The following is an 18,172-nucleotide window of genomic DNA, read 5'->3' on the forward strand; positions in this document are numbered from 1 at the left end:
TCAGCTCGCCTCTGGGATTACAGCTATGGCACTGATCTCAATCAAATATTCATGATTGACCATCTTTGCAACCTCAACCATCGTCGAAGCAGGTACAGGCGCCTTGAAATACTCTGCCCGCACTTTGTGAATAGTAGCAAAATGTTCGATGTTGCGGACATAAACGTCGACTCTGACGACATCGTCGAGGGAGCCTCCAGAGGCCTCTGCAGCGGCTTTCAGATTCTCACAGACCTGCCTTGTCTGAACCTCAATATTGCCTACCCCGGCTACGCTTCCGTCCGCTGTGCGGGCAGTCATTCCGGAAATAAAAACGAGCTTTCCTTTGGCTTCGATCGTGGTAGCCTGAGAAAAATGGCCGTTCGGCTTTGCGAGTTTGTCGCTTGTAATTTGCTGTTTCATATGACCCTCACTTGAGTAAGCTTACTACATCGACGCCGACGGCATTGCCGACCTCGATCAATCCTTGGATGGCACTAATTGCAACCTTGGCCGTCCCTCTTGCGTCATGCCTTGCGGCGTAGGCTAGTTCCCCAGGGGCATAGATGCGATGTACGCCAGGTGCGCGCTTGGACGCATTGACGCGCCCAATTTCGGAGGCAGCCTTCGCACCGAACTGGTCGCTCGTGACAAAATGGGCAACATTGATGGCGATGAAGAAATTTGAGCAGCTATAGGGCTTGTCCGCGCTTCCGTAGAGTGGATTAACCTCTGCACCGATCGAGCCGCCGGACAGCCCGCCGGAAATAAGGTCGACCATGAATGCAAGGCCAAAACCTTTCGGCCCGGCCGCGGGAAGCAGCATGCCCTCGATGGCCTTCAGCGGATCAGTCGTTGCCGCCCCTTCCTTATCGACCGCCCAGCCTTTGGGGATGGTCGCACCAGCCGTTGCTGCATTGCGGATTTTGCCCATGGCGACGGCGCTCAGGGCCATATCGACTTCTGGGTGAAACTCGCCAGAAGCAGGTGCTGCAATGGCGATAGGGTTGTTACCGGTTAGGGCCTGCGCACCACCCGGAGCAGGCATGAGCGGCCTAGTATTCGACATTACGATACCAATACAACCACAGTCGGCGATCATTCGGGCGTAGCGGCCCGCGGTTCCGAAGTGGAAGGCGTTGCGAACCGCCACAGCTGAGAGACCGAAACGACCAGCACGCTCTGTGGCAAGAGCAACTGCTTGACGCGCGGTCAATTGACCCAGAACGTTTCCTGCATCAAGGACAACGACGGCATCCTGATCTACGACAACACGCCCGCTGGAGGACGTCGAAACCGAGCCAGCCTTCAACCGTTTGACATACATCGGCACCAACATGACGCCGTGGGAAGCCACACCCTCCACGTCTGCAGCAACGAGATCTTCACCCACCAAGGTGGAGGCTTCGGCTTCGAGCCCGCAACCCTGGAAGATAGCAGAGACGACCGCGGCGAGTTTTTCTGCGGAGATCTGATCGTATCGAGTCTCCGACATTAGCGGGCATCCTCGTCATTATCATACCATTCCGGACGAACCGGATAATGGGGGCCATCATAAATTTCGACCACGACCGTATCCTCATGAGCAATAGTCGGGCCGTGCACGCTCCCCTTGGGATTGCAGTAGAACGAGCCTGGCCTGAGGCCCACGCCTGTCTTGGTGTACTCGTAGTGGCCGGACAGGCAGAACATCATCTGATTTGAAGCGTGGAGGTGGGGTGTCGGGATACTCGCACCCTTCTCAAATTTGATCAGAGCGACAGACGCGCCCGTAACCTCGTCGCGCCACAGCATTTTCTCGTGCACACCTTTCAGAGACTTGGCGCGCCATTCCATGTCGTTGCTTTGGATCAAGATCTCTTCCAGGGATAGGGCATTTTGAATGTCAGACAGCGAACTCATCAATCACACCTAAAAATCACATCAGATGTCTTATGATATTTCAGTTGATATAAATAGCAAGTTCATTTTTTTGCAGAATCGGAATTTTCTCGCTAGAAAAGATGCCAAAAAGGCATTGCGTTCATAAAACGCTGCAGATATTTCACGAGGAATTTTCTCGTGCTATTAATGATGAAATATGAACTCAAAGCAGATCACATAGGTCGCTCAATCTCAGCACCCCCATCGAACGCGTCAGGACATGACATGGCTGGTAAAAAACGGAAAATGGTTACCCAAGACGACGTGCCATCGACCGCAGCGTCAGGGGTTGCAAAGAAGGCACCATTGCTCACTCAAGCCTATGAGGCCATCAAGGAAAAGATCATAACCTTGCACTTTCTTCCCGGACAATATCTAAACGAGGCAGCCATCTGCGCCCAGCTTGGACTTGGGCGCACGCCTGTACATCAAGCACTTCAGCGGCTTGCGCACGAAGGCATGGTTGAGATCCTGCCAAGAAAAGGCATTATCGTTCAGCCTGACAGCCTGACAGAGATTATAAAAATTCTTGACTCTCGCCTGACCGTGGAGCCGGAACTGGCGCGCGGCGCGGCACGCCGTGTTGCGGCGGGTGAAGCGAGCCCCGAAACGCTGATGAAGCTTAAATCCATCGCCACTGCCACCGATGCCCGTAAGAACCCGCCGGATATTGCATCCTTTACTGCCAACGACCGTTGGTTTCATCGCGAACTAGCCGAACTGTCTGGCAACGAGGTGATGCGTGACTTTTCGCTCAAGTTACACGAGCGCTCGACGCGTTTCTGGTATCTAAACCTTTGGCAAACAATCAACGTCGTCACAACAAATCGCCAGCACGCCGACATTGCTGAAGCTGTCATTGCCGGAAACGCGGAGGAAGCGGCGGCACACATGCACAGACATATTCTGGCTTTACGCGAGAAACTGCTTAAATTGCAAAAGTCATCCCCGAATGCGTTTCGCAGCACCTTCATCCAGTAGCGCCGCCGAGGATTTAGAAGTGTTTTACCAACCCGACTGGTATTTGTGTATCGGCGCGGGTGGAAGCCATCCATACGGCATCGATTCCGTTACTTCAACGAACAAATAACACAAGGTGTCAGAGATGATAGAACCTACAAAGCTGCGTAGGACGATTGAGAGTTAAGCTGTGATGTTGCCGACAGCAGCAATATCCCAATCAGTTGAAGGCGCCAGTTCGCCTCTCACGGCCCATTTTACGGCTACTCGTGCTGCAACTGCGCGCTGCCTACAAACAATGAGTTCTTTCTCGTCAGAGCCATGGATTTCATGGAACGCTCAACGACATTGGAATCCACCTCGACGCGCCATTGAACCGCGCCGGGTTTGCCGGAGGCTCCAACTTCTGAGAGAGTGGAGCCACTATGAGCAAGACAACGAAGTCCGTGAGTGTGCCATCCGCATGGTCTTGGATCATGAAGCAGAACATCCGTCACGGTGGGCTGCCGTTTCATCAATCGCGGCCAAGATCGGCTGCTCGCCAGCCATGCTGCATGAATGGGTAAAGAAGACCGAAGTCGACAGCGGCAAACAAGCAGGTCTGCCGAGCGATGTGGCCGAGAAGATGAAGGCTCTTGAGCGGGAGAACCGCGAGCTTCGTCAGGCCAACGAGATTTTGCGCAAGGCGTCTGCTTATTTCGCGATGGCCCCTTTCGGCGAATGCAAGCATTCGCCTGTCGTGTGCGAGGAGCTCGACCGCCCCTTCAAACGATGATCTCGTTCATTGACGAACACCGTAGCGTGTTCGGGGTCGAGCCGATCTGCAGGCTTTTGCCGATTGCTCCATCAACCTATTACGAGAACGTCGCCAAGCGCCTGGATGTGGACCGCCTGTCGGTTCGCGCCCGCAGCGATATCGGCATGAAGATCGAGATACGCCGGGTGTTCAATGAGAACTTCCAGGTCTACGGCGTGCGTAAAGTCTGGCGGCAGTTGCAACGAGAAGGCTACGGCATCGCCCGCTGCACGGTCGCTCGGCTTATGAGGTCGATGAGCCTGCAGGGAATTATTCGAGGAAAGCCGGTCCGCACGACATTCTCGGACAAGGCAGCCCCGAGCCCGCTTGATCGTGAGCGTCCGGTGAGCTGTTTTGCTGATCGGGCAAATCAGGCGATGTTCTGGCATTAGAACCAGCATTAGTGCTGACATTAATACCAGAGCAAAGAGGTTTCATGGCCCGCATGGAGATCATGTCCGGTACTGAGCGCAGACGGCGCTGGTCGGACGAGGCGAAGCTGAGGATACTGGCGGAAGCTGATGAGCCGGGTGCTCGCATTGGTGACGTGGCGCGTCGGCATGACGTTCATCCTGGCCAGATACGCTTGTGGCGGAAGTCGTTCAACTATGTTGATCGACCGACGGTGTTCCTTCCAGTGGAAATCATGGAGGAGGTTGGCGTAAGTCAGGCGTCTACCACGGCAACGAGGCCGGCGATCGTCGAGATCTTGCTTCGAAACGGTCGGAGTTTGAAGGTTCCTGTTGACGTCGAGTTGAAACTGCTCGGCCCGCTCGTCGCTTGCGTGGAGGCGGCATGATCGGGCCGTCAGCGAATGTGCAGGTTTACCTGGCTTGCGGAGTGACTGACATGCGTCGCGGTATCGACGGTTTGTCTGCACTGGTCGAGGGGGTGATCAGGCAAGCGCCTGGTTCTGGCGCGATCTTCGGGTTCCGCGGCAGGCGCGCCGACCGCATCAAGCTTTTGTGGTGGGACGGCCAAGGGTTTTGCCTGTTTTACAAGGTTCTGGAACGCGGATACTTCCCATGGCCGGCGGCCAACGATGGCGTTGTGCATCTGACGCAGGCTCAGTTGTCGATGCTCGTCGAGGGGATCGATTGGCGGCGACCGACATGGACTTCAGCGCCTCATCGCACGGGCTGAAAGTGTTATTTTGCAGGGGGTGTCAGGGTAAAATGCTGGCGCTAAAGGGCCAAATCAGTTACATTTTTGGGTATGGAAACAACGCCGCCACAGGGTCAGGACGAGCTATCTGCACTGCGTGCACTGGTTGCTGAACAGGCGGCGAAACTCGAGCGACAAGACGCCGAAGTTACCAAGCGCGATTCCATAATCGACATTTTGCGCTACGATGGATGAATTCCTATGCGATGTGCGATCGCTGAAACACTGGCACCCGGTTCCATCGCCTCTGCAACAGCATGTTCTTTGAATTCATCCGACCAACGTCGGCGGAACTGCCTTGGAGCGCCTTCCAGGCGCTCAGGGACAGCCTCGATCATATGAAAGTTTCTGGTTCCAGAGCTAGGCGCAGACATAGAAGCTCACAGTTTGTGAATCGTCTATCTGCAATACAGCCGTACGATCTAACTACGCCAGATGGGGTCAGCTTCCCGCTTACGCTAGAATGACGGAAACGCTTGCAAAAAATTGATTAATCGGCATAGTTCGGCGGTCGGCATAAAGTGCCAAGCTCAATGACATTGAACACTAAGCCTAGCTTCTCGATGTCCTCGCCAACATTCCGGACACACCGATCAACAGGCTGAAGTAACTTGTGCCGTGGAACTGGCCGCTCAAGACCGTGAGTGATAGGGGGGCCTGACTGCGGCCTTCGCCGGATTTCTTACACCGTCACAAGCACGACAAGGATGCTGTGCCGCAGTTGTCGGGCATGTTCCTACTCCCGCCATTGGATCCAATCGACGAGTAATGTCATGCTTGAAGGAATTTTTGTTTAATGGAAGGATCGGCGGCTAGTTCAAAAGAAGTCCCTTGCCAAGCGACGCGACCCTTCTCAATAATCACATGCCGATCCGCTAGTTTCATAAGGGATTTTAGGTGCTTATCAATCAACAAAATTGACTGACCGTCTTGCTTCAATCGCACAAGACAATCCCATATCTCTTGCCTTATCAGCGGGGCCAGACCTTCGGTGGCTTCATCCAGAATGACAAGCTTCGGATTGGTCATGAGCGCACGACCAATTGCCAGCATCTGCTGCTCTCCGCCAGACAGCTGGTTACCCATATTCGACCGACGCTCTTTCAGTCGCGGGAAAAAGGAATAAACGCGATCAAGCGTCCAAGCTGGGGTGCCAAACCTCGAAGCAGCTGTTGCAATCAGGTTCTCCTCAACGGTCAAAGTGGAGAAGATTTGTCGACCTTCGGGTACCAGTCCTAAGCCACGTTGAGCGATGCGATAGGACGGATGACCGCTCATCAACTCTCTATCGAATGTTACCCTCCCAGCCTGCGCCGGCAATATACCCATGATAGTTTTTATCGTTGTGGTCTTACCCATCCCGTTGCGGCCAAGCAATGTTACTACCTCGCCTTTCCCAATTGAAAACGACACACCAAATAACACCCGCGCCGGTCCATATCCTGCTTGAAGTTCTTCAACGTTCAGCATTGTGCTACTCCATTTCATCGCCGAGATAGGCTGCAATCACTTCAGGATTGCCGCGGATCTCATTCGGGGTTCCTGTGATCAAGATGCGACCGTAAATCAGAACAGAAACACGATCAGCGAGTGCAAAAACTGCTTCCATATCGTGTTCCACGAGCAGAATTGAGAAACGTCCCTTTAGGCGTTTCAGCAGGGCAACCAGCTTGTCGGTCTCCTCGGGTCCGGTTCCAGCCATCGGCTCATCGAGAAGAAGCATCTTTGGTTGCAGAGCAAGCGCCATAGCCACTTCCAAGGACCGCCTCTCTCCATGGGACAGGTTCGAGGCAATTATGTGTGCACGATTGACAAGATCTACTTCCGCCAAGGCTGCCATCGCGGGCTCAACTAAAGCGGTCTCCGCGGATACATCGCCAAAGAAACGCATACTAGAGCCGGTCCGCGCTTGCACTGCGAGCGAGACATTTTCCAGTGCTGTGTAAGCAGGCATAATGGAGGTGATTTGGAATGTGCGCGCCAGACCTCGCCCTGCGCGCGCAAACGGTTCAGCGCCAGTGACATCGTGACCGCAAAAAACAATACTTCCACTATCAGGTTTCAGGAGCCCAGATATCTGATGGATCAACGTGCTCTTGCCTGCGCCGTTAGGTCCGATTAGCGCGTGGATTTCGCCCGGTTGAATATCGAGAGAGACGTTGTTGGTGACCCGCAGACCGCCAAAGCTCTTCTTAAGCGTGGTGATTGCCAGAATAGGATCAGTCACGAGCAAATCTCCTTCTCAACGCCTTGCCGATACCAATAAGTCCTCCTGGAACAACGAGCGCAATTACCACGAGAATTGGTCCGAGGATCATCTTCCAGTGCTCGGTGACACCCGAAAGCCATTCTTCTAAAAGTATAAAGGTCGCACTTCCAAGAATAGCGCCGTTCAAAGTACCCGAGCCGCCAATGATAATCATAAGAAGAAGTTCGCCCGAACGCTGCCAGGACATATAGGCCGGGCTGACGAAATTGGTCGCATTTGCAAGCAGAAAGCCCGCGAGGCCCGCGATCGTCCCGGAAATGACGTATCCCAAGAGTTGGAAACGATACACTTCAAAACCGAGCGTCGAGATCCTCGTTGCGTTTTCTTTTGCACCACGGAAGACGCGTCCGAAGCGCGATCGTACCAGGCGATGGCAAAACAAATAGCTGAGCAACAGACATCCGAATACGAAATAATAGAAAACGCTCTGATCTCCTAGTACATCAACACCACCGATTGTGCTGCGACTATAGACAGTGAGCCCATCGTCGCCACCATACGGTGCAAGGGAGGTGGCGATGAAAAATAACATCTGCGCGAATGCTAAGGTTATCATTATGAAATAGGTGCCTTTCGTTCGCAGGCATACGAAACCGGAAATCAACGCGAAAAAAGCTGACAAAGCCAGTGCCGAAGGCAACGTGACAAAGATCTCACTGACCCCATGCGCGCCGAAAATGCCGACGGTGTAAGATCCAATTCCGATGAACGCGGCATGACCGAAGGACACAAGAGAGCCATAACCCACCAAAAGGTCCAGTGACATCGCGGCGATCGCAAATATCATGACACGCACTACCAGACCGAGAAGGTAGCTTTCGCCACCCAACAGGGTCGAGAATGGTACCAGTGCAAGACAAATGAATATACCAAACGGCAAAAGCGAAGGTTTTTGAGTTGGCGGAGTATCGCTCAGGTTCAAGGCTAAATGTGCCATATTCAACGTCCCTTTGCTGGAAACAAACCTGATGGACGAATGTAAAGAACGACCGCCATCAGGAGATAAATTAGCATTGAAGCTATCGCGGGGCCGACAGTCCGAGCTGTCGATGACGACATGAACAGTCGTAATATGTCCGTTGCAAATGAACGGCCAAGCGTATCAACAACACCAATCAAAATTGCCGCAATGAATGCGCCGCGAATGGAACCCACACCTCCGATCACGATCACGACGAAGGCGAGAATAAGTATGGTGTCTCCCATGCCGGGCTCAACCGAGAGTATAGGCGCGATCATTATCCCGGCAAAGGCGGCGAGCATGGCCCCAAAACCGAACACGATCATAAAAAGCTGCCTGATATCCACACCAAGCGCCGATACCATTTCCGCGTTGGTCGCTCCGGCACGCACTAACATGCCGATACGAGTACGCGTTACCAACACATAGAGAATACCTGCAACAGCCAAGCCCGAAGCAATGATAACCAGACGCCATACCGGATATAGAAGGCCTGGCATCAGTGCAACGGAACCAGAAAAGGTTTCGGGTATAGGTAGACTTAAAGGGGAAGCACCCCACAGAGCCTTGACCCCCTGGTTTAGAAACAGGATGATGCCGAATGTCGCAATAAGGTGGTCAAGATGGTTCCTGCCGTACAAAAATCGAAGAATGGTGATTTCCAGAACCAGACCAAACAGTAGTGAGGCTCCCAACGCCAGCAGCATGGCAAAGAGAAAATTGCCCGTTACACTGTAGAACATCACAGCAAGATAAGCCCCAAGCATATATTGGACGCCGTGCGCCAGATTGATGAAGTCCATAACTCCAAAAACAAGCGTCAAGCCGGCGGCAATTAAGAAAAGGAGCACGCCAAGTTGTAACCCGTTAAGGGTCTGCACCATAAGAAGCGAGAAAGTCATGTTTGTCCCCTATCCTCCCTGCATTCCAACTCGATGCAGTTGACACTTAAGTCGTGCCGGTTCGGCAGACTTTGCTAGAAGTTTCTCTTGTCGCCCGGCTGCTTACTAAAAGCTGGCGTTATCTCAGTTTGAGCGCAGTGCAAATCAGTGCCGAAGTTGGATGTGCCTTTTTTAAATACACATCTATATTTTTAAGACAGTGACGCCCCTTTACGTTGCATCAATTATTGACGAAATTATATTGTCCTGGACTGCATCCAGATTTTCTTTTGTCCTTTCGGGTCCACTTTGAATATTTACTATAACTCTACGTAGGAACTGTATAAAAAGGTCCGTTTCTTCTTTTGAAAAATCAGCAAAACATTTTTCATTATAGTCTACAATGATCGGAAGTACTTTCTTAAACTTATCGCTGCCTTGCTCGGTCAATGAAAGCGATACACTGCGCCTATCCGAGCGGCGCGATGCTTTGGACAAGAGGTGAGCATTGACCATCAATCGAACCGTGTGCGTTAAACTTGTACGATCAACGCCGACCGCATCTGCCAGTACTTGCATCGTGCACTTCGGATACTCGTTAAGCACCGAAAGGACGCGCCATCTCGGATAGTCGAGATCATACTTCGCGAGTTCGCGGCTGAGTTCGCGCCCTCGATATAAAAAGACGTAGTTGAAAAGGAAAAAGGGATGGTTGGTCAACGAAAACAATTCCTGGTCGGACGTCTTCTTTTCCTTCTGTATCATGGGCGGATATCCATTATTTGCTTGAGCACACATCCCATCAGGGATAAATGCAGTTAAAACGGATTTCCTATTCTTGCTTATGGTAGCGGTCAAGGCTTCGATGAATCCAAGACCTGCCCCACCGTTGTCAACTTTGTTTTCTGCCAAAATACATGCAGATTCGCTACTAAAACCATCCCCAGATCTTGCTGGGTTGGTCGGCAATATGGTTGGCGATGGCGCTCTTTCTTCAAGCAGTACCGCGCCACGACCGGCTCTCAAATCACCGAGTGCCACACTATCGAGTGCGGCATCCATCCGTGAAGATAGTCGCGAGACGAGCATATGGAGCACCAAACGTTTCCGATAGGAACAACCCTTATTCCAAGGTGCTTCATAGACAGGGACATCTATTGCAAGCACGCTGGTTCCGCGTGCATTTCCTAATGTGGCATGCGTGGCACGCTGGTTACAGACGAAGTTTTGCGCTGACCTTCCGATTGCTCGGCTAACGATCAAGGGGTTGGTGACCTCACTTCCAACTGCAATTGAATGGCAAACTTTACCCACGTGCTGCTGTCCCACCTATCCAAGGTCTTGGACCCAGACCCTGATCTGGCCCAACAGACATATAGCCGCCATCCACCGCGATATCTGTACCTGTCATGAACGACGCCATATCGGAACAGGCAAAAAGGACCGCATCTGCGACCTCGCTGCCCCGACCGATACGGCCGAGCGGGTGAAGCGGAGCGCCTCTTCGATCGGCGATCTCCAGCGTTCCAGTGGCTGCCTGAACACTGGGTGACCAGGTGACTGCAGGAGACACCGAAAGCACTCTGATGTTGCCTGGCGCAAGCGTAACCGCGAGGTTTTTCGTGATCTGAAGCAGTGCCGCCTTGGACGCAGGATAGAGCATCCTGTTGGCCGCACCCGCCTTGCCGCCTATGCTTCCAATATTGATGATGACGCCGCCTTTTTCCATCATCATTTTTGCCACCCGCGCGCTGAAGATCGCCGCGCCGATAAGATTTATATCCAGCAATCGGTGCCATTGTTCCCGACTTGCTTCCAATCCGGGATCGTCATAGATGCATGCGTTATTGATGAGGCCGTCGATGCCGCCAAAACGGGCAATGGTGTTCTCGATACAGGACTGGATCGCCTCGTCGTCCGAGAGATCGGCTTCTACGAAAAAAGCGCGCGCACCCAGACGATTCTCGATTTCTTTTCCTTTTTCCCGTCCCCTCCCAACAACAACGACATTTGCGTCGGCCTCGACGAACCGTTTGGCGATATCAGCGCCAAGTCCTTGCGTTGCCCCGGTGACAATAAAGGTGCGGCCAGACAAACTGATCATTGAAATTTCACCTCTACGATTGCGTCGACAGACGCAACAGAACCAATAAGCCCAATGTTGAAAAGCGCGGCCTGATGAACATCGGGACGCGACGCGGAGCAGGCATCCTGCGCAACCGTCACCGCGTATCCCATATCTGCAGCATGCCGGGCAGTGTGTTCCACGCATGAGTTGGTTGCGACGCCAGCCAGAACCAAGTGCGTTGCACCAAGCCCGCGAAGGCGCATTTCAAGTGTCGAATCGTAAAAGCCGTTGACACGATTGTGGACGACGACGATTTCGCCGGCAACAGGACCCAGTCCCTCAAAGAACTCCGCCCCCCAATCTCCTTCGATGACCGCTCCGGCGGCGACAACGTTGCGAAATATCGGAGCATTTTCCATGAATGTCCCAGAGGCCGCGGGGCGGGCAGTTCTCACGTGAATCACGGGAACAGAAGCATCCCTGGCACCCCGTATTAGACGGCCTGCGGCGTCCAGAACCTTATCTCTGTCTGCAGCACCGTCCCCGAAGCCAAGCTTGATCTTGCCTTCAGGATGGAGAATATCGTTTTGATAGTGGAGAACCACCAATGCAGCCTTCGTGTCAAACGACTTGAATCTCATCAGATGAAAACCTCCAGCGCATAGTGAACCGCGTCGCAATTGATGAGGTCAACGCGTTTCTGTCTGATCCGCCAGGCGTTTCCAACGCGAATGAAAAAGTGCGTGTAGTGTCCCGCAAGCTGGCGTTGGTCACGCCGCGCGCGCCATTCCGTTAGCTGGAATGTCGAGACGACCGTCAATTCACCTTCGTCTGGCGAACCGGCGGTAATGAGCACATTGCCGATGATGCGCGCTGTTCGGGTAACGGGCAATTGTGACCATGCTCTCACATGCTCAAGCCGCCGACGCCGCACTTCACGCATCATGGCATCCTCATAAAAAAGTGAGGCGTGGTTGAGCGGATCAGGCTGGTCGTGGGCTAGTGGCACCCAATAGGTGCCATCGTCCGCAAACAGCGTCTCCCACCCGGCCCAGTCGCGATGGTCCAGCAAAAAAGCTTCCCGGTAGAGATATTGCTCGATCTCGTGCTGGAACTCCGGGGTCACTGCAGGTGTCAGGTCCGGTAACGCACTTTGCTTTTCGATCACACTCATAGCGTGGCTCCCAGTTCTTCAGCCACAACGGAGGGCTTCGAGCCAACGTCGTGGGGTTGCTCCATGTACTCGCGCCACGCACGGAACTGATTGCGCATCGGAAGTTCGGTGACGCCCTTGCCGATGATCTCGTTATCGCCTTGAATGTCCCTGCCAAAATTACGATGCTGGCTTATCCATTTACCTCCATCGGACATCATTCCCTCTTGGCACCGGCGATAGAGATCGACGTCATCGACCATCACAAGCGACGAGGGCGAGTTGACGATGTTGGTATAGTTGATCGTGCGCTGGAAGAACTCGTCGGTCGTACCGGCCAGTCTGAACGTGAAGAACTCGATCATCGTCCGGTTAACCGCCATCGGCCTGACGACACGCATTTGCTGGAAGCCGACATGCGGCGAACAACTTGGATAAATCACGGTATTATGGCGATTGATCTTCTGAATGCTGTCAGCCCGCTCCTCACCGTAAGCAGCGTTGAGTTGCTCGCGATATTCGAGTGAAATCCGGTCGCTCGGCGCGTTGAAGATCGCATCGAAGTAACTGTGACCGTAGTCATAGCAGCGAAAATCGAGCGCCTCCCAGAATGCGTTTGGTTCCCCGTTGCCTTCTATGATGTGAAGCTGGAACGGAGATTCGCCGTCAAAGCGACTTTTTGCCGTTTGCTTTGCCGCGGCCCAGGAGGATTCATGCGTGGCTGGGGCATGTGCCGTATCATTCATGTTTTCGAGGAAGAGCTTCCAGTTGCTCTCCTGCCAGACGCGCTGCACGCCACCACTGACGATAACATATCCTTCTGGAGCGCGGTCGGCAAAGTTGTCGAGGGTCGTGACAGTACCACCCAGGAATGTCTTGAGATCAGGCCCGATTTTGCTCACGCTTGCAAAGATGAAACCACGATGGGAATCAACTCTTGCAACCGATTGCATCGAGAACTCACCACCCTTGGGATCAAATCCGGTTCCGTCGTACCAGCTGCGGTGCGGAACACCCATCAGTGAGCCATCGAGCTTGAACGTCCAAGCGTGATAAGGGCAGCGGAAGATCGGGCCGGCGTTGCCGCACCCTTCGCTCACGACTTTTGCACCTTTATGCGGACACCTGTTGTGCAAGACGTTGACTTTGCCGGTCTTGTCCCTGACCATAACGACCGCGTCTCGACCGATCAGCGTCGTCCAGTAATCACCTGGGTTGGGAACCTGGCTTTCATGGCCGATATAAACCCATGCGCGTCCGAAAATCCGTTCCATCTCGAGTTCGAAGATTTCCGGATCCGTGTAGACGTCCTGATGAACATGATCCGGATGGACAAGGTCGTTCAACCGCGTCTCAAATGATTCTGTCTGCATAAAGACCTCCTGTTATAGCCTGATAGAAATGACGGGATACGTGTTCTCGTCTCCGAGTGACGGCAGTTCGTGATCAGATATATCTCCGGGCATCCGTCCGAACGTGAGCCTTGTGAAAGACGGCGCGTTTGCACGCGACATCTAGGTCAGATCCTTCAAAACCGTTGCAGGATCCGCCAGAACGCTTTCGCTGGCATGGATTCCGGCCTCTACGAGACGCTTCCCCTGAACGTAGTCCCTGGTTGCATTCACACAATCGAGTGCGATGACGCGCCCCTTCTTCAGATACACCGTGGAAAAGGAGCGGGACGCCGGGTCGCCGCGCACCACCTCCTGGTCGTAACCTGTCGACAAACCAATCGTCTGAAGGCGAAGGTCGTACTGATTGGACCAGAACCATGGAACAGCCCGATAAGGCTCCGGTGCTCCAATGATCGACTTTGCAGCGGTTGCCGCCGTGTCATTGGCATTCTGGACCGATTCCAGTCTGATCTCTGCTCCATCCGCATAGGAGTTCTTGTGGAGCGCGCAATCGCCTATCGCATAGATGTCGGGCATGGAGGTGCGACAGAATTCGTCGATGACCACACCATTTCCCGCCTGATAACTTACTCCTGCAGAGATCAGCGCATCAATGGACGGCGTGATCCCGATCCCCACGATAACCATTTGGCAAGGGATGACTTCGCCCGTGGCAAGGCGCACACCCGATGCCTTACCGTCAGTGCCTTCGATCGAATCGACCAAAGCGCCAAGTCGGATATCCACTCCATGGGCCCGATGGCAGGCCTCGTAGAAACGGGAAATGGCAGGACCCGCCACACGGGCAAGCACTCTGTCTTGCGCTTCCAGAACCGTTATCGTCTTGCCAAGCTTGGACAGAACTGCCGCGGCCTCGAGCCCGATATAACCGCCACCGATAACGGCGACCTGCGTGACGCTGGCCAGTTCAGCCTGTATCGTGTCGACATCTGCACGGGTACGCACGCTGTGCACACCTGCAAGGTCGCGACCCGAGCATCTCAGGCGTCGCGGCCGTCCGCCTGTCGCCCAGATGAGACTGCCGTATGATATAACGCTGCCATCATCAGAAATAACCTTCATGTCGGAAGGATCGACCATGTCAACTTCCCTTCCGGTCAGCATCGTGATGTCACGCTCTTGCCAGAACTGTGCCGGGCGCAAGAGAAGTCGCTCGAATGTCTTCTCTCTAGAGAGGTAATCCTTGGAGAGAGGAGGCCGTTCGTATGGCAGCTCCGGCTCGTCTCCAATAATGGCGATCGAACCTTCGAATTTATACTGCCGAAGCGATATTGCGGCTTGCGCACCCGCATGGCCCGCACCGACGATGAGCACGTCATATCGTGTTTTCACATAGTCAAGCATGCCTGGTTAATCCTCTTGTCATTCGGGTGCGACCGTTACCTTCAAGCCATTCATTTCATCCCGCACCCTGATCTGGCACGAGAGCCGGGAAAGCCGGGTGCGACTGTCGGAAAATTCCAGCAGGTCACTCTCGTCATCGGTCATGGGAGGCAATCTGTCCCAGTCGGACTCATCGATGTAGACGTGACAGGTCGAGCAGGAACAGCATCCACCGCAAATCGCCAGAATCTGCTCAACTCCGCTATCTCTTATGACTTCCATGAGACTGAGATTGACGAGCCGCTCTCCTTCGAGCTCGTGTTCTTGTCCCGATCGATCCGTAACAGTCAGCTTCAGCATTTCAGCGGTCTCTATCGTTCGTCGTTACTGTAGGCCCAGCAGGACATGATTGTGCCATCGCGAGTGCGCAAGCAAACCCGCCAAAGCTGGACAACCGAACCCACAACACCCGTCACGGATTTCCGGTCACTATTTTCAACATTTCAAGTATGTGATGTTTTCAGCACGCGACAAACTCTGCGTCGTCCCACCGATCCGGTGAAACCGTTGTCGCGCTTACTATTCATGGCACAAGCAATAAAAGCCCGACCTTACAAAGAAAACCGACAGTCAGAGTAGCTGCGTATACGATACTTCATGCGGTTTGCAGCAGCATCAAGAGTCGGGGTATTTTTTTGTGTTCCACTCATCGGCGTTCTCCCTCCGATTTTTATTATTACGATCATTTCATCATAGTTATGTGGAAGTCAACCTATAATTAGGTGGTTATATATTTTTCCTGAACAGCCGCGGCAATCGCACACTGCAACAGCCCGTCATACATCAAGAGCGGTATCTTCAGTGATGTCTGACGTCGAAATATGGGAACGGCATTCGCTGAAAATCTCGATATCTACAGCGAATACCGTCACAGGTATCCATCGACGGTTTAAGCTCGACCTTCGTCAGCCAGCAACCAGATGACTACATTTTACATAGTTCCGCATAACGGTCTGCGTTGTTCTCGAACACAGTATCCTTGACGGCAGACTGGTACAGCCCATCGGCGCGCTTCTGAACTTCCGTGATATAAACGTTCTGGATCGGATAATGGTTGTTGTTGAACCTGAACGCCCCCCGTACGGACTTGAAGTCTGCGCTCTTTATAGCCGCCCTGAGCGCATCCTTGTCACTCAGATTACCACCCGTCGAACGAATCGCAGCGTCGATCAGCATTGCGCTATCATAGGCAAAGGCGGCGTAGGTCGCAGGAACAGCGTTATACTTCGCGATATATGCGTCGACGAACTTGCGGTTGGCAGGATTATCAAGGGTCGGCGCCCAGTTGCTCCCGGAAAGAACACCCAATGCAGCGTCGCGCTGCGCCAGCATATTGACTTCATCTGCGGAAAAAACAGAAAGCACCTTTACCTTGTCCTTCAGGCCCGCCTGGTCGAACTGCTTCAGAAAGTTGATCCCCATGCCGCCCGGCATAAAGGCGAAAACAGCCTCCGGTTCCAGTGCCGCTATGCGTGTCACTTCGGCTGAATAGTCGAGCTGGTTCAATGGGACGAAGATCTCGTCAACCAGCTCTTCCTTGAACGCATTCTTGAAGCCCGCGATCATGTCACGTCCAGCTTGATAGTTGGGCGCAAGCGCTATGACTTTCCCGATCTTCTCGCGCTTTGCGTATTCCCCAACCGCCTCAGCACCCTGATCGTTTTGGATCGACATCACGAAAAAATTGGGATTGCATTTCGCGCCCGCAAAATCGGACGTGCCTGGATTAGGGCTGAACAGAAACGCGCCCGAGTCTGTGACAGGCTTAATGACAGCCTGAAGAATATTTGAGAAAACCGGGCCTACTACGAATTGAACGTCATCTCGCTGCACGAGGGCTTGCGCTTTGGTCACTGCAATATCTGGCTTTAACTCGTCATCTTGAATGATCACCTCGGTGGGTAGTCCACCAAGCTTACCGCCAAGGTCACGAAGAGCCAATTCAAAGCCGTTGCGGATCTGCTGACCGAGCGCAGCAGGAGGTCCAGACAGCGTCAGCACCATGCCTACCTTAACCTGGTCCTCAGCGACGGCCGTCCCGCTCACCGTGAGCGCTGCGATAAATGGCAGAATTGATGATTTTAGCATGAGTTTCCCCTTGTAATTTACAGATGATTTAGTTCTTGTTATTTCAGCGGCCTCCGCGGCGCGCAGCTTCCCATTCCGGTACCCTAAGCGGGCCCGGTCTCGTCCAACTTCAGGATGAAGAAGTTAGAAAGGCTCACCGCCAAAGCAGGGAGCGTGGCCACACACGAGTGCGGTACCCCTGACTGCAATCAGTGGCTATTCTCGAGATTGATTATTTAATGTTGTGCTCTGAAATTTTCGGTAGTGGAGATAAGATCTCATATTCGTGATATCTTCTGTTAGGCTTTCTATGCCTATGCGACTAACATCCTAATGGAAAGAACGTCGTTAAATTCGCGCGCCAACAGTCGAAGTGACCGTTGGTGCTGCCAGCGAAAGCTCGCCGAAAATCGTCTGAAAATCGTTCGCGTTCCCATTTTCTTTTCATCGGCTGTTCCTCCGACCGGTGCTTTAAAGATAATTTCACCATAGGTACGTGGAAGTCAACATATATTTCTATCCTTGTATATTTTTCTTGTTACGTTAACTGAAACGCGTGTGGACGCAGCAAGCTTTATAGAAGCGCTCATCTCGAAGTTGAAGGCCGTTTCGGTGGGATTGGGACTTGGACTGTCGCGCAGCAGGAATGGCAGCCTCGCTCTTTTTGCCTTCACGGGGTTTTCGGCCAGATTGCTTTTCTGGACGGCAGCATTGCCAAGAACGGCTACGTCTCGGGGGAGAAAATCCCGGGAATCCATACCGCGAAACTGCAGCCATCCATCTGCCTGTCGCCAGTTTAGGGGCAATCAATCAGCCTCAGGATTGTACGTGCACTGGTGATCGGCATTCAAGCAACGATGCAACCATGCTGCTTATCAGTCAGATATTTTGATCGAAGAAAGAATTCACACCGTTTTCTGAAAGTATTTTGGCTAAACGTCAGGACAGCCGCGCATCCGCGGCTGTCCCTACTAAGTAGATGTAGAGCGCAGGAAATTGAAAATTATTGCAAAGGTGCATTCCTTTTCAAGTGTTCAAGCGACGGCCCTCCGCTGATGCTTACAGGTCATAATTTTTTTTGCTTTTCAGTTAGTGCAGCTGACGTTGCCCCCAAGTTTTATCCAGTTTTGAGTTCGCTCCAGCGGTTTTGGGT

At 53.1% G+C, this 18,172-nt stretch carries 19 protein-coding genes, 3 pseudogenes and 1 other annotated feature; of the genes and pseudogenes, 4 read left to right on the forward strand and 18 right to left on the reverse strand.

What is annotated here, in order from left to right:
• Genes RQI55_RS20600 through RQI55_RS20610 form a run of 3 tightly spaced genes read right to left on the reverse strand, consistent with a single transcriptional unit; the run spans position 1 to position 1,881 of the window.
• Positions 1 to 402, reverse strand: coding sequence for a RidA family protein (locus RQI55_RS20600; protein WP_311273438.1), 402 nt, complete (start codon positions 400 to 402; stop codon positions 1 to 3).
• Positions 403 to 409: 7 nt separating this feature from the next.
• Positions 410 to 1,474 carry an Ldh family oxidoreductase gene (locus tag RQI55_RS20605; protein ID WP_311273439.1) on the reverse strand — a complete coding sequence of 355 codons (1,065 nt, stop codon included), beginning with the start codon at positions 1,472 to 1,474 and terminating at the stop codon, positions 410 to 412.
• The gene (locus tag RQI55_RS20610) at positions 1,474 to 1,881 is read right to left on the reverse strand and encodes a cupin domain-containing protein (protein WP_311273440.1); all 408 of its coding nucleotides are present in this window, start codon (positions 1,879 to 1,881) and stop codon (positions 1,474 to 1,476) included. The genes RQI55_RS20605 and RQI55_RS20610 overlap by 1 nt, the downstream gene beginning before the upstream one ends.
• A 168-nt stretch (positions 1,882 to 2,049) precedes the next feature.
• Here RQI55_RS20610 and RQI55_RS20615 point away from each other — a divergent pair, with 168 nt between their 5' ends.
• Positions 2,050 to 2,883, forward strand: a complete 834-nt coding sequence (locus tag RQI55_RS20615) for a GntR family transcriptional regulator (RefSeq protein ID WP_311273441.1) — start codon at positions 2,050 to 2,052, stop codon at positions 2,881 to 2,883.
• 257 nt (positions 2,884 to 3,140) lie between these two features.
• Here the strand turns inward: RQI55_RS20615 and RQI55_RS20620 are convergent.
• Positions 3,141 to 3,230: pseudogene (locus RQI55_RS20620) on the reverse strand (transposase); the annotation flags it as partial.
• 95 nt (positions 3,231 to 3,325) lie between these two features.
• Between RQI55_RS20620 and RQI55_RS20625 the strand changes: the two are divergent.
• The 3 genes and pseudogenes from RQI55_RS20625 to tnpB form a co-directional block, all read left to right on the forward strand.
• Positions 3,326 to 3,993 (forward strand): annotated as a pseudogene (locus tag RQI55_RS20625) (IS3 family transposase); the annotation flags it as partial.
• Positions 3,594 to 3,708: a sequence feature (AL1L pseudoknot), on the forward strand. (Overlaps the previous pseudogene by 115 nt.)
• Before the next feature lie 101 nt (positions 3,994 to 4,094).
• A complete protein-coding gene (tnpA, locus tag RQI55_RS20630) occupies positions 4,095 to 4,457 on the forward strand; it encodes an IS66-like element accessory protein TnpA (protein WP_311273442.1) in 363 nt (120 codons plus the stop codon).
• Complete coding sequence (gene tnpB, locus RQI55_RS20635; RefSeq protein ID WP_311273443.1) at positions 4,454 to 4,801, forward strand: IS66 family insertion sequence element accessory protein TnpB; 348 nt, start codon at positions 4,454 to 4,456, stop codon at positions 4,799 to 4,801. Before tnpA ends, tnpB begins: the two co-directional genes overlap by 4 nt.
• A gap of 203 nt (positions 4,802 to 5,004) precedes the next feature.
• Here the strand turns inward: tnpB and RQI55_RS20640 are convergent, their stop codons facing one another.
• The 14 genes and pseudogenes from RQI55_RS20640 to RQI55_RS20700 form a co-directional block, all read right to left on the reverse strand.
• Positions 5,005 to 5,196: a transposase gene (locus RQI55_RS20640; protein ID WP_311273444.1), complete on the reverse strand. Its 192-nt coding sequence runs from the start codon at positions 5,194 to 5,196 to the stop codon at positions 5,005 to 5,007.
• Between the two features lie 397 nt (positions 5,197 to 5,593).
• Positions 5,594 to 6,292: an ABC transporter ATP-binding protein gene (locus RQI55_RS20645; protein WP_311273445.1), complete on the reverse strand. Its 699-nt coding sequence runs from the start codon at positions 6,290 to 6,292 to the stop codon at positions 5,594 to 5,596.
• 4 nt (positions 6,293 to 6,296) lie between these two features.
• The gene (locus RQI55_RS24280) at positions 6,297 to 6,545 is read right to left on the reverse strand and encodes a hypothetical protein (protein WP_409233758.1); all 249 of its coding nucleotides are present in this window, start codon (positions 6,543 to 6,545) and stop codon (positions 6,297 to 6,299) included.
• Positions 6,531 to 6,977: pseudogene (locus tag RQI55_RS24285) on the reverse strand (ATP-binding cassette domain-containing protein); the annotation flags it as partial. The pseudogene RQI55_RS24285 and the gene RQI55_RS24280, both read right to left, overlap by 15 nt.
• Before the next feature lie 64 nt (positions 6,978 to 7,041).
• Positions 7,042 to 8,028 (reverse strand): branched-chain amino acid ABC transporter permease, encoded by a 987-nt coding sequence (locus RQI55_RS20655; RefSeq protein ID WP_311273447.1) that lies wholly within the window; start codon positions 8,026 to 8,028, stop codon positions 7,042 to 7,044.
• A gap of 2 nt (positions 8,029 to 8,030) precedes the next feature.
• Positions 8,031 to 8,954 (reverse strand): branched-chain amino acid ABC transporter permease, encoded by a 924-nt coding sequence (locus RQI55_RS20660; RefSeq protein ID WP_311273448.1) that lies wholly within the window; start codon positions 8,952 to 8,954, stop codon positions 8,031 to 8,033.
• A gap of 210 nt (positions 8,955 to 9,164) precedes the next feature.
• Complete coding sequence (locus tag RQI55_RS20665; protein ID WP_311273449.1) at positions 9,165 to 10,247, reverse strand: MarR family winged helix-turn-helix transcriptional regulator; 1,083 nt, start codon at positions 10,245 to 10,247, stop codon at positions 9,165 to 9,167.
• Positions 10,240 to 11,037 carry a glucose 1-dehydrogenase gene (locus RQI55_RS20670; protein WP_311273450.1) on the reverse strand — a complete coding sequence of 266 codons (798 nt, stop codon included), beginning with the start codon at positions 11,035 to 11,037 and terminating at the stop codon, positions 10,240 to 10,242. Before RQI55_RS20670 ends, RQI55_RS20665 begins: the two co-directional genes overlap by 8 nt.
• Positions 11,034 to 11,642, reverse strand: coding sequence for an isochorismatase family cysteine hydrolase (locus tag RQI55_RS20675; RefSeq protein WP_311273451.1), 609 nt, complete (start codon positions 11,640 to 11,642; stop codon positions 11,034 to 11,036). The genes RQI55_RS20670 and RQI55_RS20675 overlap by 4 nt, the downstream gene beginning before the upstream one ends.
• Positions 11,642 to 12,175 carry an aromatic-ring-hydroxylating dioxygenase subunit beta gene (locus RQI55_RS20680; protein ID WP_311273452.1) on the reverse strand — a complete coding sequence of 178 codons (534 nt, stop codon included), beginning with the start codon at positions 12,173 to 12,175 and terminating at the stop codon, positions 11,642 to 11,644. Before RQI55_RS20680 ends, RQI55_RS20675 begins: the two co-directional genes overlap by 1 nt.
• Entirely contained in the window at positions 12,172 to 13,500 is a 1,329-nt protein-coding gene (locus RQI55_RS20685; protein WP_311273453.1) for an aromatic ring-hydroxylating dioxygenase subunit alpha, read from the reverse strand. Before RQI55_RS20685 ends, RQI55_RS20680 begins: the two co-directional genes overlap by 4 nt.
• A gap of 168 nt (positions 13,501 to 13,668) precedes the next feature.
• Positions 13,669 to 14,913, reverse strand: coding sequence for an FAD-dependent oxidoreductase (locus tag RQI55_RS20690; RefSeq protein WP_311273454.1), 1,245 nt, complete (start codon positions 14,911 to 14,913; stop codon positions 13,669 to 13,671).
• Positions 14,914 to 14,931: 18 nt separating this feature from the next.
• Positions 14,932 to 15,252: a 2Fe-2S iron-sulfur cluster-binding protein gene (locus RQI55_RS20695; RefSeq protein ID WP_311273455.1), complete on the reverse strand. Its 321-nt coding sequence runs from the start codon at positions 15,250 to 15,252 to the stop codon at positions 14,932 to 14,934.
• Positions 15,253 to 15,876: 624 nt separating this feature from the next.
• A complete protein-coding gene (locus RQI55_RS20700; RefSeq protein WP_311273456.1) occupies positions 15,877 to 17,040 on the reverse strand; it encodes an ABC transporter substrate-binding protein in 1,164 nt (387 codons plus the stop codon).
• Positions 17,041 to 18,172 lie beyond the last annotated feature (1,132 nt).

The sequence above is a fragment of the Rhizobium sp. WCS2018Hpa-16 genome, from assembly GCF_031843705.1.
Classification (GTDB): domain Bacteria; phylum Pseudomonadota; class Alphaproteobacteria; order Rhizobiales; family Rhizobiaceae; genus Agrobacterium; species Agrobacterium tumefaciens_C.